The following is a 14,615-nucleotide window of genomic DNA, read 5'->3' as shown; positions in this document are numbered from 1 at the left end:
GTCGCCGCGCCGGTGCGAAGGCGGGCTCGGGGTCTCGGGCCCCGGGCCCGCCGTGCCCGGGCGCGGCGTCTTTCCGAGCGGCCGGCGCTGATGGTCGGCGCGCGCGCGCGCCGACCGACCCGATCGGCTGTCCGAGATCGCTTGTTCCGAGGAGACACGTCCCATGAAAAAGACCCTGTTGATCAGCGCCCTCTCCCTCTCGCTCTTCGCCGCCGCGAGCGCCTGCTACGTGCAGGGCGCCGGCGCGGAGGACCTGCCATCGCCGCGGTCGCTCGTCGTCGACGGGAGCTTGCCGAGGGAGCAGGCCGAGGCGGAGATGCTCGCGGCGCGCCGGTTTTACGCGTTCTGGAACACCGGCGACGAGCGCTACCTCGACGCGGCGATCGCGCCGACCTTCGCGGACCGCACCTTGCCCAAGGGGCGCCCGCAGGGCCCGATGGGCCCGGCGTTCGCGTCGAAGAGCTTCCGCGCCGCCGTACCGGACCTGAGCTGCGAGGTGGAGCAGCTCATCGTCGTCGGCGATCGCGTGGTGGCGCACCTGCGCTTCCGAGGCCGCTTCACCGGCACGTTCGGCGGCAGGGAGGGCGCCGGGCAGGCCGTGGACTTCATCGCCACCGACATCCTGCGCGTGCAGAACGGCCGTATCACGGACAACTGGCATATCGAGGACAACCTGACGCTGCTTCAGCAGCTCGGCGTCGTGGCGCAGTGACGGCCGGCGGCGACGAGACGGCGCCGCGGCTCGCTCGCGCCGTCGCGGCGCTGGGCACCCGCGGTGGAGGACGTCACCGATCGAGCGGCTTCGTGGCGCTGAGGAGCGAGTATCCCGCGTACACCGGGACGACGGACACGTCCGTGAACCCGCACCCGCGGACGAGCTCGTCGAGCTCGCCGGCCGTGAGCTGCTTGCCGGGGGTCATGTACACCATGTTCATGGAGGACAGCGCCGCCGTGAGCGGGCCGTCCTGCCCGTCCGAGAGCAGGAGCTCGTAGATGAGGACGCGGCCGCCCGGCGGCAACGCATCGAAGCTGCGCTGGATCAAGCGCCGCTGGCGCGCGCTGTCCCAGTCATGGAGGATGTTGGCGAAGAAGATCACGTCGTGACCCGAAGGCCACGCGTCGCGGAACATGTCGAGCTCCAGCACGTCGATGCGATCCTCGAGGCCGTGCTCCGCGACGTACCTCCTCGTCGTCTTGCACACGGGCGGCAGCTCGGCGACCGTGAACCGCACCTCGGGGTTCTGCTGCGCCAGGGCGATGCTGAAGCAGCCGGAGCCGCCGGCGACGTCGAGCAGGCGCCCCACGCCCGAGAGCTCGGCCCGCTGCGCGAGCCCGACCGCGGTCGCGAACGAGTGGCTGTGCATCGCCTGGGTGAAGGCGAATGCACGCTCGTCCGACAGGTCCACCTGCGCCCACTCCTCGGTGATGACCTTGCCCTGGCCCTCGCCCCACGCGATGGCCCCGTCCCGCCGCAGCGTCTCCAGCAAGGTGCCGTGCGTGATGGGAACCTGGCAGATGAGCCGCACCATGTGGCCCCAGTAGAACGGCTTGGTCGGGATCAAGAAGTTGCGAGACGTCTCGGTGAGATGGAACTTGCCATGAGACCGCACCAGGAGCCCCATGCCTGCCAGGGAGGCCAGGAGGGCCTCGGTCGCGCGGAGGCTGAGGTGGAGCTTCCCGGCCACCTCCGCGATGCCCGCGGGCTCCTGTTCGAGGAGCGAGAACACCCCGAGCTCGTCGGCAACGCTGATGATGGGCAGCTGGTAGACCGAATACCCGAGCTGCCGCATCAGGGAGTCGTCACAGGTAGGCTTTTCGAGATCCATGGACGTCAATGCATTCCTCCGCTCTGCTGAAAAGGGGGGATGCCGGCGCGGCCGGCGAGCGATCCGTCTCCAACATAGCTGAGCTCGGTCGGGGCTGGCCAGGTGTCGCTCGCTGCCTCGTGGGTCCTCCCGCGCCCTTGCCGGCCGCCGCGAGCCCACGCCTGCTGGCGGGCGCGATGCGCGACGCCGCTCGGCGTGCGGTTCAGGCGCTTGAGCGAGATCAGACGCCTGCGCGAGACGTAAGGGGCTCTGGTTTCGGCGCGGCGCGTGGGCTGGGCTGCGAGCGGGGGCGATCGTCTCCGCAGGACGGCGGTCGTGCTACGCTCGGCGAAAGGCCATGTCCGCTGTCGAGCCCGAGACGACCGCCCGTCCGCCCGCTGCGCCTCACCGGCGGGTGGGAGCCCACGTCTATCGCCGCCCGCCCGAGCCGGTGCTCTTCCCGGAGGCCGAAGAGGTGCTCGAAACGAACCGCCTCCTGGAGCTCCGCACCGCGCTGTACCTGATCCTCAAGCGCGAGCTCGCGCACGCAGCGACGCTCGGCTCCGACCAGTTCGTCTACTGGGACCCGACGACGCCGAGGAAGCGCCTCGCCCCCGACGCCTTCGTGCGTCTGGGCGCGCCTCATCGGACCTTCCGCACCTGGAAGACGTGGCTGCACGGGGCGCCCGACCTCGGGGTCGAGATCGTGAGCGAGTCGGACGAGGGCGAGCCCGCGTGGGAGGAGAAGCTCGAGCGCTACCGCGCCGCGGGCATCCGCGAGGTCGTGCGCTTCGATCCCGACGACCGGGCGCGGCCGATCCGCGTCTGGGACGCGCTCGACGGCGATCTCGTGGAGCGATCGCCGGAAGACCCGGATCTCTGCGCGTGCGAGACGCTGGGCCTCTGGTGGACCGTGGTGGAGGACCCGTCGGTCGGCCCGATGCTCCGGCTGGCGCGCGACAGGGAGGGCCGTGAGCTGCTGCCGACGCCGGACGAGGCCGCGGCGAAGGCGAGAGAGGCCGAAGCCGAGGCGCGGGAGGCGAACAGGAAGCTCCAGGCCGAGCTGGACGCGCTGCGGGCGGAGCTCGCGCAGGCCACGGGCAAGCAGACCCCGCGTTGACGACCGCGCGCCCCGCGAGGGCGTGGCGCGTGGCGCGGGCGGTACGCTCGATTCACGAGCGAGCTATCGCGTCGCTCCCGGGACGCGGGCGCCTCGTGTCCTCTCGTGGACGTGGTTTGGGGTCGCCACGCCCTCGACGCCGGCGAAGATCTGGAGCGCGCCGGTGAGATCGGGATAGACGACCACGTCGCGCGTGGGCTCGTCCGGACCATAACGCAACCACAGCAGCGGCCATGCGTAAGCGCGCACCGCCTGGGCCACGAGGCGGCCCCCGGCGGCGAGCGCGGTGAGGCCGGACACGGCGCGCTCGATCGTGCCGGCGAAGCGGTGGCCGTGGAAATCCGGCTCGACCGTCCGATCGCTGCCGCCGCGGTAGGCGGTGCTGCTCGCGCGGGGGCGGAGGTCGTGGCAGCGCAGAGGCTCGGGAGGGGCGGCGGCGCCCAGGCGGCGCTCCAAGGCGCCCTCGAACGAGAACAGCCACGGCACGAAGGTCATCTCGGGCGGCGCGTAGAGCTCGCGCATCTCGAGCGGGCGGTCCTGCAGATAGCGGATGCGCACCCGTCGGACGCGGCCGGCGCCCATGCAGGACGGGCAGCGGACGTATCCCGCGCTGCACGAGCAGGCGTACGGCCGGGCCTGGCCGCTGCAAAGGGGGCAGCGGGCGCGCCCCGAGGCGCCGGCGCACCCGGTGCAGGGCCCGAAGCCGAGATCCTCGACGAGGCGCCGGTACGCGCGGGGCTCGAAGGACAGCGGACGCGGCGGGTCGCCCGGCTCGAGCTGCGCCGCGGCCTCCGGGCTGAGGTCGACGACCTCCGTCCAGCCCTCGCGGCGCACGATCGACGCGAGGACGACCAGCGCGGCCACGCGGCGCTCCTCGGCCGGCGCGCCGGGCGGCAGCGCGAGGCCCTCGTCGCGGGCGCGCGCGACCGTGGGCAGAAACGGGGCCACGGGATCGGACGGCGGCACCATCGCGGCAGCATGTCCACGAACCGGAGCGCGCGCCATCGCGCCGCAGGCGGTGGGGACGAGGGCGCGTCGGGAGCTCAGGCGTTGCGCATCGGCTCCGCGAGCCATCGAACCAGCGCCTCGCGCTCGAGCTCGAGCAAGGCGACTTCGACCTCGTCTGGACCGTTCACGCGGGCGCGCTCGACGATCGATCGCTCTTCTTCGGCCGTCAGACGTCGCCCGATGCGCCGCGCGAAGAGGCGGCCGAGGAGCTCTGCGATCGCCTTCTGCCCGCGCTCCTCTCCTCGTTGCTCTCCCCGTTGCTCGGCCTCGATGATCATCTCCCCGATGATCGGCGTGCGCCGGAGCAGCCCCTCTTCCTTGTCCTCTACCATGACGATGAGCTCCTTCAGCAGATTATGCCCCCAGGGATCGATGGTCGCCATCACCAGGAGCGCTGTATACAGCTCGGCCCGCTCCTCGGCGTCCTTAGCCCCCGCGTGGATCTCCGCGACGATCTCTCGCAGCGCCGCCGCGGTCGCGTTACGTCCCCGCCCCCGGATCCTTGCAGCAGCGAAACCCGATCTCGTAGAACCGGAACATCGGACCATGCGAGTCGTTGGTCCCGCGGCACCCCGCCCACGGCTTGGACCAGTAGCCGCCCTTCAGCGACGAGCGGTGCGGCCACTCGGGACGCGACGTCGATACCCACTCTTCCACGTTGCCGACCAGATCGACGACGCCGTACGGGCTCACGCACGCCGGATACGAGCCCGACGGCTCGCCCTGCCAGAGCCGCTGCGTCTCGGCGGCCCGCACCGCCGGGTCGTCCGACGCGAGCCGCCGCTCGCTGATGCCCCGGTACGGCTTGCTCACGTTGCAGGCGGCCGGGTCCTGCGCGTAACCGTAAGGGAAGGGGAGCGCGGACGGCCCCTCGCACGCGAGCTCCCACTCGAACTCGGTGCAGAGCCGCTTGCCGACGGCGGCGCACTCCCGCTCGGCCTCGACGAAGCGGAGCATCACGACCGGCAGCGCGCCCGCCCGGTTCGGCCACTCGTGGCGATCCATGCACGTGCGCACCGGCGTGAAGCGCGGCTCGGCGGCGAACAGCCCGGGGAAGAAGCTGAAGCAGTGGCCGCCGCGGTAGCTCGTGCAGATCCGCTGCACGTTCTCGTGGTGGGTGCCCTCCACGAGCACCATGTCGGGCGGGCACGACGCCGGAGCCCCGGGCCGGGGCAGCGCGTCGGCCTGGGCGAGCAGCGGGGCGAGCAGGAGGTCGAGGAGCACGCGGCGGCTCTCTATCGCAAAGCCGCGCGCGCCGCACGAGAGGCCGCGCGGCGGCTCGCCTCACCGGACCTCGCGCCGCGCTCGCGCCCGCGCCCGCGCCGGGCTAGTCTCGCGCCATGGGATTGACGCTGCTTAGGATGCGGTTCGCCGCGCTCGCGGTCCTGGCCTGGGGGAGCGCCTGCGGTGGCAACGTCGTCGTCGACGGGATGCCCGGCGAGGGGTCGGGCGGCGCCGGCGCGGCCAGCGACAGCGCGAACGGCGTCGGCGTGAGCAGCAGCAGCGCGAGCGGGACGAGCAACGTGGCGGTGACCTCCACCGGGGGGGGCGGCGGCGACGCGCGGTCGAGGTGTCTCGACTACTGCGAGCTGTTCCTGTCGGCGTGCGGCGCGGTACCGGGCAGCTGCGGCGACCTCTGTGACGGGCAGCTGTCCACCGCGCCCGCGTGCAACGATCGGCTCGTGCCGTTCTTCGATTGCGCGATGGGCGAGGTGTTCGATTGCAACGTCACCCCGCCCAAGTGCCAGCCGCTCCTGGCTCGGTACGACGCGTGTGCGTCCCGCGACGGCTGAGGGGCGCTGGTACGAACGGCGTTCGCCATGGGGGATCAGCAAGGAAGCGCAGCGCCGGGCGGGGCGCTCGCCGAGGCGGTCGCGAGCTGGGTGGGGGCGAGGATCGACGCGGCGCACGCGAACCCCGCGACGGGGCTCGTCGCGCTGGCGGTGTACGCCGGAGCGCGGCGTGTGCTCGGCGCCGGCATCGGGCCGCGCGTCGCGGGGGTGGGGGTCCTGCCGCGGCTGCCGCGGCTCCGCGCCGGCGCGTCGCATCCGCTCCTCTCGGCCCTGCGGGCTCACCTGGTCGGCCGCCGCGTGCTGGCCATCGAGGTGCGGGGCGACGGCGTCGCCATCGTCGCCGGTGATGCGCTGCTGGCGGAAAGCGCGTCGACCGCACCCGGGTTGGGGTCGTCGACCGAACCCGGGTCGAGCCCAGGGTCACCCCAACCCGGGTTGAGCCCGGCGCCCGCACCCGGGTTGAGCCCGGCGCCCGCACCCGGGTTGAGCCCGGCGCCCGCACCCGGGTTGAGCCCGGCGCCCGGGTTGAGCCCGGCGCCCGCCCCGGCGGCGCGGCTAGAGCTCGCCCCGGGGCGCCGCGGCGAGGTGCGGCTGCTCGACGGCGCCGGCAACCTCATCCTCCGCTGGCCCCCCCAGGGGAGCGCCCCGCCGGCCGAGATCGCCTACCCGGAGGATCCGCTGGCCGCCGGCGCGGCGCTGGTCGAGGCGAGCGACGACGCCGCCGCCGGCCAGGAGAAGGCCGCCCTCGCGCGCGCCGTCAAGGCGCGGCGCGCGGCGCTCGAGCGCAGGGCCGACGCGGTGCGCGGCGATCTCGGGCGGCTGGGGAGCGTCGCGCGCCTCCAGAAGACGGGGCAGCTCCTGCTCGCGCAGGGCGCGCGGGTGCCGCGCGGGGCCGCGAAGGCGCTCCTCGACGACTGGGAGACCGGCGGCAAGATCGAGGTCGCGCTCGACCCGGCGCGCCCCGCGAAGGCGCAGGCCGAGGCGTTCTTCGCCAAGGCGCGGCGCTACCAGCGCGGCGAGGCGGTGATGCGCGCGCGCCTCGCCGAGACCGAGCGCGCCCTCGAGGCGATCGCCGCCCTCGAGGCCGACGTCGCGGCGGCGGAGGCGCTGCCGGAGGCGCTCGAGCCGCTCGCGCAGCGCGCGCGCTCCCTCGGCGTAGCGCGCGCGGACATCGCCGGGGCGGGCGCCTCCTTCGCCGGCGCCGGCTCGCCGGCGCCGGCCGGAGCCCGCGGCCCGCGGGCCGGGCGGGCCGCCCCGCGCCGGCCGTTCCATGCCTACCGGAGCGCGTCCGGCGCGGCGATCCTCGTCGGCCGGGGCGCCGAGGACAACGACGCGCTGACCACGAAGCACGCGCGGCCGCACGACCTCTGGCTGCACGCGAAGGGCGTCGCGGGCTCGCACGTCGTCGTGCCGCTCCCGAAGGGGGCGAGCTGCCCCGCCGACGTGCTCGTGGACGCCGCGACCCTGGCGGCGCACTTCAGCGACGCGCGCGGCGAGGCCGTGTGCGAGGTGAGCTACGTCCCGCGCCGCTACGTGCGCAAGCCGCGCGGCGCGGCCCCGGGCGCGGTGGTCTTCGATCGGGAGAAGGTCATCGCCGTGCGCATCGAGGGGGCGCGCCTGTCGCGCCTGCTCGCGACCAAGGAAGAGGGCTGACGACGGCGCGCTCGCGCCGGTCGCGAGGCGCCTCGCGCGCCGGTCGCGAGGCGCCTCGCGCGCCGGCTGCGACGCCCCTCGCGGCCGCGCCGAGACGCCCCTCGGGCCAGGCTGCGACGCCCTCGCTCCGCCTGCGGCGGGCCGCCCTCAGGCCGTGAACGCCGCCCGGACCTGCTCGTTCAGCTGATCCAGCCGGCGCGCCGGCAGCTCCGCCGCGCGGGCGAGCGACGTGATCACCGCGCGCTCCGCGTCCGAGATCCCCTCGCTCGCGTGGGCCACCGCCAGCGCGACGATGATGCCCTCCTCCACCGCGTCGCAGTCCATGAGGATCTCCGCGAGGAGCCGCACCCGCGGCTCGACGCCCGCCGCCGCGATCACCTTGAGGCTCGCCTCGATCAGGTAGCGGACGAGCTCCGCGTTCAGCTCGGCGCCGAGCATCGGCTCGATCAGCTGCCGGAGGGCGTCGATCTCCTCGGCGTCCACGTTGCCGTCGGCGTTCGCCACGAGCGCGCCGAGGTCGACGATCGGGGTCGGGTTGTACTCGTTCAGGTCGAAGCGAGCGCGGAGCAAGCCGGCCGCCTGGTGGACCAACGCGGGGGGCTTCATGTCGCCTCCGCTCCGGCGATTCGCCTCATGACTCACCACCTTTCGGCGCGCGGCGCCGCACCGTCTCGGACTCGCTGAGCCCGAGGCAGAGCTGCGCCCGCAGCGCGCGCAGCCCCGCGAGCACCTCGGCCGACGCCTTCTCGGCCTCGGCCCGCTCGATGGCCGCGTCGAGCGTCGCGAGCCGGCCTGTCTGGAGCGCCTTGAGCGAGTAGGTCATCTGCACGAACGTGTCGAACAGGTCTCCGAGCTCATCACCTTTGCGCAGCCCCTCTCCGATGGTGAGCCGCGTGGTGCCGACCTGGCGGCACAGGCGCTTCATCTGGTGGACCGGCCCCACGATGCGCTGGGTGATGAAGATCCCGAGCACCCCGAGGACGACGAGGAGGAACGCGCCGCCGCCGACGAGGATGTTGAGGAGGCGCTGGCGCAGCGCCTCGACCTCGGAGCGCCGCCTGCCGACCTCCGCCAGGTTGCGCTCGTACTCGCGGTTCGTCTTCTCGAGCTCCTCGTCGAGGGTATTGCCGAGCTCGGCGCCGTCGCCCCCCAGGGCGGCGGTGCTCATCCTCAGGATCTTGGCGCTGTTGGCCGCCTCTTTGAGCGCGAGCTCGGCCTGGGACGCCGCGTACTGCGCCTGCTCGTTGGCGACGCTCGCGGTCTGCCAGATGACGAGTCCGAGCACCGCCATGACGGCGAGCACCACCGCCACCAGGAGCCCTGTGTACTTGAGCTGGAATCGCGGGTTGAGGAGCAGCTTGCGGCGGGAGGCCGGGCGGGCTGTGGCGCGATCCTCGGCGGGAGAGGTCATGAGGTCTCGTCAGCGGGCGGACGGCATGACCGCCAGCACAGGACATGGCATGAGCGGGGCCGCCCCGGTGCGACCCCCCCGGAAAAACGCACTGCGGTCCCACTGGTACCCGATCCTTCGCGTGGGTCGCAAGGTCTATCCGCACCGAGGGACCTACACCGCGCTTCCGGCGACGTGTTTCGGCCGGTCTCGCAAGAACAGCCGGTTCGCTACCTGTGACCACCGTGGTGCCACGGTGAGCCCATGCGCCACATGCGCTCGCTCCGAGCTCCTTGCGCCCTGACCGGGCTCGAGGGAGGGCAGGCGCAACGGCGCTGCGAAGGAGCTCTTCGTACTGTGAAGCTGCGCTTTTACCGCACTGCCGTGGCGACCACCGGGGTGCGGGTCTTCACGTGCCGCCGCTACGGAGGTGCGTGGCGCCTTACCCAGCTCTCTTCCAGCTCATCGAGCGCCGGCCCATAGTTGGCGAGCCGCTCTCGGACCTCATCGAGGCTACTCAGGTCTTCCGCGCGCTCGACCTTCGCCGCACCGAAGAGGTGGATTTGCACCTCGCGTGCCCACCAGCACTGAAAGTCATTTCCCGAAGGACGGACTCTGGCTCGCAACACCTCCGGCGCTTGATCGTGCGCTTCCTCCACGCCGGCGTTCTGGACCCGCGCGCGAAGCCAGAAGGCGAGCTCCCCGAACGCCTTGCGCGCCCCTTCCTCCACGGTTGTCCCGTCGATCTGCGCGAGCCACGCGCGCCCCTCACCGAGGAAGTGGACAGGCCTGCAAATTGGAGCGATGCGCTCGAGCTGCCGCCACGGCACGACCAGCGCATCGGGCTTCGCCGGGTCGAGGCGGCGTCTCTCCCGCTCTGCGCGCTGCCGTTCTGCACGGGCGAGCGCATAGCGTACCCGCGCGCTCCCGGGGAAGCGGCGTACGGCCTCTCGGAGCAGCGCGACGGCGTGCTCGACCTCGCCCTCTGCGAGCACGAGCAGCCCGCGCTCGCCGGCCGCGCGGTGATCATAGGAATCCGTTTTTTCGAGTCGCTGGAGGATGTTGCGAGCTCGATCGCGCAGATCGCCGGACGTCAACGCGGACGTGACGCCGAGGTGCCGGGCCCACCTCCGGAGCAGACTCGCATCGGTGAGGAGGATCTCCACCTCGTTCGAGGTGAGGCGATGGCGAAGGGCTGCGGTGGGAAGGGTAGCGGTGGATGCGCTCGCGCCCGTATCCTGCCCTGATAGCGGCATTCCTAACTCATCCTGTACGGTCGGTCGAATCGTCGCGCCCTCGCTGGCTTTGAGCGGCTTCGGGACGTTGGCTCGGGAATGCTGTGCCTCGGCTTCATCGTGCCTTCCCAGCGCGCGCAGCACGCCCGGCAGGCCGTCGTGTACGACCTCGTTATAAGGGAAGCGTTCGATGGCGAGGCGGTACTGTGCCTCGGCTTCGTCGAGCTTGCCTTGCGCGCGCAGCACGCCCGCCAGGCCGCCATGTGCGAACTCGTCATCAGGGAAGCGTTCGATGGCGAGGCGGTACTGTGCCTCGGCTTCGTCAAGTCTTCGCCGCGCGCGCAAGACCTCGGCAAGGCCATTGTATGCGACCTTGTCGTCTGGGAAGCGTTCAATGGCGAGGCGGTACTGTGCCTCGGCTTCGTCGAGCCTTCCCTGCGCGCGCAAGAACTCCGCAAAGCCATTGTATGCGACCTCGTCGTCAGGGAAGCGTTCGATGGCGAGGCGGTACTGTGCCTCGGCTTCGTCGAGCCTTCCCTGCGCGCGCAGCATCTCTGCCAGGCCGCCACATGCGACCTCGTTATCAGGGAAGCGTTCGATGGCGAGGCGGTACTGTGCCTCGGCTTCGTCGAGCCTTCCCTGCGCGCGCAGCACGCCCGCCAGGCCGCCATATGCGAACTCGTCATCAGGGAAGCGTTCGATGGCGAGGCGGTACTGTGCCTCGGCTTCGTCAAGTCTTCGCTGCGCGCGCAACACCTCCGCAAGGCCACTATACGCGACCTCGTCGTCAGGGAAGCGTTCGATGGCGAGGCGGTACTGTGCCTCGGCTTCGTCGAGCCTTCCCTGCGCGCGCAGCACCTCCGCCAGGACGTTATGTGCGACCTCATCATCGGGGAAGCGTTCGGTGGCCTCCCATGCAGTGCGGAGGGCTTCATCCAGACGGCGCTTGGCAAGCAGTATCTGCGCCTCTTGAGTCCAGGTGTGGGCGTTCCAAGGGTCGAAACGCCGGGCCGAGCGCAGCCAGGATAAGGCAAGGTCGGCCTTGCGCTTGCCAATCCTCGCGGCGAAGTTGCAGGATGAGCGGACGAAATAGTAGTCGTTCCCCGTCATCTCTGCATAACGCTGCTGGTGGCGCAGCAAGATGGTCGCCTTCGTGACGGCCGCCTCGAAGCCGGCGCCGCCTCTGGCGAGCTGCTGTGCAATCAGCTTTGCTTCCTCCGATCGTGGATCCATCATCGGCCAGGCCCGTGCAGCGCCGCGACGCGCGCCGGCCGCCTGCGAAAGCGAACGAAGCCAGCCTTGCAGGAACTCTCCCGCCGGTCGTTGCAAAGCGTCGTCCCAGAAGGCCGCCCACGCTTCCGGCAACGGATACGCCGCCATGGTGAGCCGCGCGGTCCTCAGGAACTCGTCCCGCGCAATCTCCGGCCGCAGCCAGCGCTCGTCCGCGCGCTGTGCCAGCCCGGTTCCGAGCAGCACGAGGCCGCGCGCGACCTCCACGGGGAACCCTCCAGCGCGGTGCGCCTCCTCCGGCAGGGGCGGAAGCCCGCGCAGGCCGTGAATCCCATGGGCACCGCGGTACCAGGGCTCGTCCGGAGGTAGGTGGCAGAGTTGCCACCAGTGCTCGACCAGGCTGCGATCCTCCTGATGCCGGGCGAGGGCGACCCAGGCTCGACCCAGCGGATCGCGCGATGCTCCCTCGGACAGTGCGCCGAGGAAGTGCCGCTCGCGCAGCATCCGCTCCTTCAACGTCGATGCGGCCTCGCGGAGTTTGGGCTCCGAGGCGATGACGTCGGCGGCCCGGCACCACGCGAGCGCAGTGCGGGCGGCGCTGCCGGGCGGCGGGCCCAGCAGCGGATCTCCAAAGGAGCGCTCGATCCAGGCCGCGAGCGCCTGGTCGACCCTCCGCGGGAAAGCGCTCGTCGTGCCCAGCGCCTCGATCCAGTCGAGGAGGAGCTGCTCCGGCTCGGCGACGGCGAGGTGCCCGAGCTCGGCGACCCCGAGCAGGAGATCATGGAGCGCCTCGACAGGCTCCTGCTCGAAGCGGCGAAGCCACGGCGGAACCGGCGCTCCCTCGAAGACCTGATCCATCCAGCCTGTCATCCTATCAAGTCTCCGTCGGTGCCTGCGGCGTAATCGGGACGTCGGCTCAGATCGCGCACTTCGAGGAGGTGCAAGCCGCGCGCCGTGTGGAGGAGGTTGAGATCCACCGGGCGCCGGATGGTTCCTACCCGGAAGACGTGTGCGGCACGGAAAGCTGTGAAAGGATGGAGCACCTCCCGGCGCGACACGCCGGACGTGCCGCTCAGGTCCACGGTGATGCCGCTCGGGCTGGTGCGTGGCGCCGGGCAGAAAGGTGGCGACGGATCGCAGTCGAGTACCGTGGGCGGGATGAGCGGTTGTGTTGCCCGCATCCCGCGGCGACGCGGCACGTCCGCGACGGGATAGCGGAAGATGAGCACGGAAATTGGGGCGCGGCGTGCCCCGGGATCCATATGGGAGAGGCCGCAGCGATCGCGAAGCGTGTCGGTCCAGCCGAGGGCATCGTCTGCCGGCGTCCTGCCGAACAGATCCGATACATCCTCCCAGAAGGCAGCGAAGGCGGGCCGGAGATCGCAGTGTCGAGCGAACTCGTGGAGGATGTCGTCCATGCGAGTGCGGGCGCGATCGGCGCCGGGCGCGCTCACGAGCGCCTCGGCGACCGTCCGGATCTCCTCCGCGGGTTGCTTGCTCAGGCTGGCGACGGTGCCGATCTCGAGCGTACGAACCAGGTGAATCCTGGGATCGGTCGCGAGGAACGGCGAGCCTGGGTCGATGTCGGCGAAGGTCTCGGGGCATTCATCCGGGTCCGCGGGATCGATCAACGTCGGCACCGTGCCGCCATGTGGACGGAACACGTGCTCAGCAAGGTACGTCTGATGCGCGCTCAGCCACGCGCGGATATCGCCGTGCGCGGCGACGCCCCCCTTGTCACGGTAGCGCTCGACACGCGAGGGGGAGACACCCTCGTCGAGGAGAAAATTGCGCGCCGGCAGCGCGACCGGTCCGTTCGGATCCAGCCCTGTATCCGAGAGGAATGCGGCAAATTCTGACGCCGCAGAAAAGAGACCGCCGCCGGTCAAAGGAGGGCGTTTCGATGCACTCACGGCTGTCCGCGGAGGCTATCACCGCTCGTCCTACTTCGTGAAGGGGGCATCCGACGCCTCACAGGGGGCCTTCAGGGACGGAGGCACCAGGCAGTCCGCGCTACGGACGGTGAGCAGGTCATCGTCGACGGCCCTGACGGGACGATGTGCGCGGAGACAAGACCCGCGGCTGGTACCGAGCGCCTTGCTGCTGTCCAACAGCGTGATTGAGCTCGATGCCGTCGAAGAGTTGCAGCGCGCGGGGCCTATCCTCTCGCGCCTTCAGGGAAAGGGTGATGCCTCGGAGGTCCAGCACCCTCGAGGGGGCGTCGTGACCGAACCGGCCGGCACGAGCTCATGCTCTCCGTCACAGGTCGAACAGCGTCCCCTGCCGGCTCGGCCGTCGGAAGGTCGAGCGCTCGTCTGCCTCTTCGCGCTCGCGCGCGGCGTTCAGCCCGAGGCGCTGGCAGTGCACCTCGAACAGCCGCAGGATCGCCGCCCAGCGCGGGCCCGCGCCCTGGAAGCGCGCCCCGAAGGCGGCCTCGTTCATCTTGCCGCCGCGCATCTCCTGGATGCCGCGGCGCACCTTGCCGGCGCGGTCCGGGAACGCCTCCTCGAGGCGCTCGTCGAAGACCGGGAGCACCTCGCGCGGTAGGCGCAGCGGCATCATGAACGCGCTCTCCGCGCCAGCGTCCCGGGCGCGCTCCAAGAGCTCCGGGACATCGCTGTCGTTCAGGCCAGGGATCATCGGCGACAGCGAGATCCCCGTCGGCACCCCCGCGTCCGAGAGCGCCCGCATCGCCTCGAAGCGCAGCGACGAGCGGCTCGCATACGGCTCCATCTTGCGCGCCACCGCGTCGTCGGCGAACGGGATGCTGAAGTGGACGCGGGCGCGGGCCCGGCGCGCCAGCTCGCCGAGCAGCGCGGCGTCGCGGCGCACCAGCGCGCCCTTCGTGATGAGCCCGACCGGGTTCCTGAACGCGAGGCACACCTCGAGGCAGCGGCGGGTGAGCTCGTAGCTCGCCTCGAGCGGCTGGTAGCAATCGACGTTGCCGGAGAACACGATCGTGTCGCCCTGCCAGCCCGGCTTGTCGAGCTCCTTCTCGAGCAGCTCGGGCGCGTTCGCCTTGACCACGATCTTGCGGTCGAAGTCCGTGCCGGCGCCCCATCCGAGGTACTGGTGCGACGGCCGGGCGTAGCAGTAGGCGCAGGCGTGGATGCAGCCCCGGTACGGGTTGACGCTGTACCGGAACGGGAGATCGGGGCTGTCGTTCGCGGTGATGATGGAGCGGGCCTGCTCCTCGAAGACCTGCAGCGTCGCCGGGGGCGCCTCTTCGAGGTACTCGACCTGCGTCGACGACCACGGGTTCGGAGGGTTGTTCACGGGGCGCGGCATGGTGCGGGGCGCGCCGGGCGAGGGGCGGGCGGCGCGCCGTGAGTGTAGCGCGGTCGTGGGTAGGGTGGGAGCGTTTGTTCAGGTGTGCCCGGT

The 14,615-nt window shown here is 71.6% G+C and carries 13 protein-coding genes; 4 read left to right on the top strand and 9 right to left on the bottom strand.

What is annotated here, in order from left to right:
- Nucleotides 1-163 precede the first annotated feature (163 nt).
- Nucleotides 164-712, top strand: coding sequence for an ester cyclase (locus tag NQZ70_RS33480; RefSeq protein ID WP_129577862.1), 549 nt, complete (start codon nt 164-166; stop codon nt 710-712).
- 73 nt (nt 713-785) lie between these two features.
- On the opposite strand, the gene NQZ70_RS33475 is transcribed toward NQZ70_RS33480, so the two are convergent.
- A complete protein-coding gene (locus NQZ70_RS33475; protein WP_129577861.1) occupies nt 786-1,826 on the bottom strand; it encodes a methyltransferase in 1,041 nt (346 codons plus the stop codon).
- Between the two features lie 337 nt (nt 1,827-2,163).
- Between NQZ70_RS33475 and NQZ70_RS33470 the strand changes: the two genes are divergently transcribed.
- The gene (locus NQZ70_RS33470; RefSeq protein WP_237244270.1) at nt 2,164-2,925 is read left to right on the top strand and encodes a Uma2 family endonuclease; all 762 of its coding nucleotides are present in this window, start codon (nt 2,164-2,166) and stop codon (nt 2,923-2,925) included.
- Nucleotides 2,926-2,988: 63 nt separating this feature from the next.
- Here NQZ70_RS33470 and NQZ70_RS33465 read toward each other — a convergent pair whose 3' ends face one another.
- From NQZ70_RS33465 to NQZ70_RS33455, 3 genes are all read right to left on the bottom strand, one after another.
- The gene (locus NQZ70_RS33465; protein WP_129577860.1) at nt 2,989-3,894 is read right to left on the bottom strand and encodes a hypothetical protein; all 906 of its coding nucleotides are present in this window, start codon (nt 3,892-3,894) and stop codon (nt 2,989-2,991) included.
- Nucleotides 3,895-3,968: 74 nt separating this feature from the next.
- Complete coding sequence (locus tag NQZ70_RS33460) at nt 3,969-4,316, bottom strand: hypothetical protein (RefSeq protein ID WP_237244269.1); 348 nt, start codon at nt 4,314-4,316, stop codon at nt 3,969-3,971.
- A gap of 97 nt (nt 4,317-4,413) precedes the next feature.
- Nucleotides 4,414-5,157: an SUMF1/EgtB/PvdO family nonheme iron enzyme gene (locus NQZ70_RS33455; RefSeq protein WP_129577859.1), complete on the bottom strand. Its 744-nt coding sequence runs from the start codon at nt 5,155-5,157 to the stop codon at nt 4,414-4,416.
- Nucleotides 5,158-5,273: 116 nt separating this feature from the next.
- On the opposite strand from NQZ70_RS33455, the gene NQZ70_RS33450 reads away from it, so the two are divergent.
- Together NQZ70_RS33450 and NQZ70_RS33445 are read left to right on the top strand one after the other, a co-directional pair.
- A complete protein-coding gene (locus tag NQZ70_RS33450; protein WP_129577858.1) occupies nt 5,274-5,726 on the top strand; it encodes a hypothetical protein in 453 nt (150 codons plus the stop codon).
- A gap of 27 nt (nt 5,727-5,753) precedes the next feature.
- Nucleotides 5,754-7,379 (top strand): NFACT RNA binding domain-containing protein, encoded by a 1,626-nt coding sequence (locus NQZ70_RS33445; protein ID WP_129577857.1) that lies wholly within the window; start codon nt 5,754-5,756, stop codon nt 7,377-7,379.
- 147 nt (nt 7,380-7,526) lie between these two features.
- Here NQZ70_RS33445 and NQZ70_RS33440 read toward each other — a convergent pair whose 3' ends face one another.
- From NQZ70_RS33440 to NQZ70_RS33420, 5 genes are all read right to left on the bottom strand, one after another.
- Nucleotides 7,527-7,985 (bottom strand): tellurite resistance TerB family protein, encoded by a 459-nt coding sequence (locus tag NQZ70_RS33440; protein WP_129577856.1) that lies wholly within the window; start codon nt 7,983-7,985, stop codon nt 7,527-7,529.
- Nucleotides 7,986-8,010: 25 nt separating this feature from the next.
- Nucleotides 8,011-8,790 (bottom strand): HAMP domain-containing protein, encoded by a 780-nt coding sequence (locus NQZ70_RS33435; protein WP_129577855.1) that lies wholly within the window; start codon nt 8,788-8,790, stop codon nt 8,011-8,013.
- 401 nt (nt 8,791-9,191) lie between these two features.
- Complete coding sequence (locus NQZ70_RS33430) at nt 9,192-12,092, bottom strand: tetratricopeptide repeat protein (RefSeq protein WP_165374302.1); 2,901 nt, start codon at nt 12,090-12,092, stop codon at nt 9,192-9,194.
- Nucleotides 12,093-12,100: 8 nt separating this feature from the next.
- Entirely contained in the window at nt 12,101-13,147 is a 1,047-nt protein-coding gene (locus NQZ70_RS33425; RefSeq protein ID WP_165374301.1) for a hypothetical protein, read from the bottom strand.
- A gap of 346 nt (nt 13,148-13,493) precedes the next feature.
- Nucleotides 13,494-14,522, bottom strand: a complete 1,029-nt coding sequence (locus tag NQZ70_RS33420; protein ID WP_129577853.1) for a PA0069 family radical SAM protein — start codon at nt 14,520-14,522, stop codon at nt 13,494-13,496.
- Nucleotides 14,523-14,615 lie beyond the last annotated feature (93 nt).

The organism is Sorangium sp. So ce836 (assembly GCF_028553905.1).
In the GTDB taxonomy this organism is placed as follows: Bacteria; Myxococcota_A; Polyangia; order Polyangiales; family Polyangiaceae; genus Sorangium; species Sorangium cellulosum_D.
The sequence above is the reverse complement of the archived record's forward strand: the minus strand, read 5'-3'. Positions and strand labels throughout refer to the sequence as shown.

Bases quoted from the DNA above. Each gene is read 5' to 3' on its own strand.
- NQZ70_RS33420 (WP_129577853.1), bottom strand. From the start codon at position 14,522: ATGCCGCGCCCCGTGAACAACCCTCCGAACCCGTGGTCGTCGACGCAG.
- NQZ70_RS33445 (WP_129577857.1), top strand. From the start codon at position 5,754: ATGGGGGATCAGCAAGGAAGCGCAGCGCCGGGCGGGGCGCTCGCCGAG.
- NQZ70_RS33435 (WP_129577855.1), bottom strand. From the start codon at position 8,790: ATGACCTCTCCCGCCGAGGATCGCGCCACAGCCCGCCCGGCCTCCCGC.
- NQZ70_RS33465 (WP_129577860.1), bottom strand. From the start codon at position 3,894: ATGGTGCCGCCGTCCGATCCCGTGGCCCCGTTTCTGCCCACGGTCGCG.
- NQZ70_RS33430 (WP_165374302.1), bottom strand. From the start codon at position 12,092: ATGGATCAGGTCTTCGAGGGAGCGCCGGTTCCGCCGTGGCTTCGCCGC.
- NQZ70_RS33475 (WP_129577861.1), bottom strand. From the start codon at position 1,826: ATGGATCTCGAAAAGCCTACCTGTGACGACTCCCTGATGCGGCAGCTC.
- NQZ70_RS33450 (WP_129577858.1), top strand. From the start codon at position 5,274: ATGGGATTGACGCTGCTTAGGATGCGGTTCGCCGCGCTCGCGGTCCTG.
- NQZ70_RS33460 (WP_237244269.1), bottom strand. From the start codon at position 4,316: ATGGCGACCATCGATCCCTGGGGGCATAATCTGCTGAAGGAGCTCATC.
- NQZ70_RS33470 (WP_237244270.1), top strand. From the start codon at position 2,164: ATGTCCGCTGTCGAGCCCGAGACGACCGCCCGTCCGCCCGCTGCGCCT.
- NQZ70_RS33480 (WP_129577862.1), top strand. From the start codon at position 164: ATGAAAAAGACCCTGTTGATCAGCGCCCTCTCCCTCTCGCTCTTCGCC.
- NQZ70_RS33440 (WP_129577856.1), bottom strand. From the start codon at position 7,985: ATGAAGCCCCCCGCGTTGGTCCACCAGGCGGCCGGCTTGCTCCGCGCT.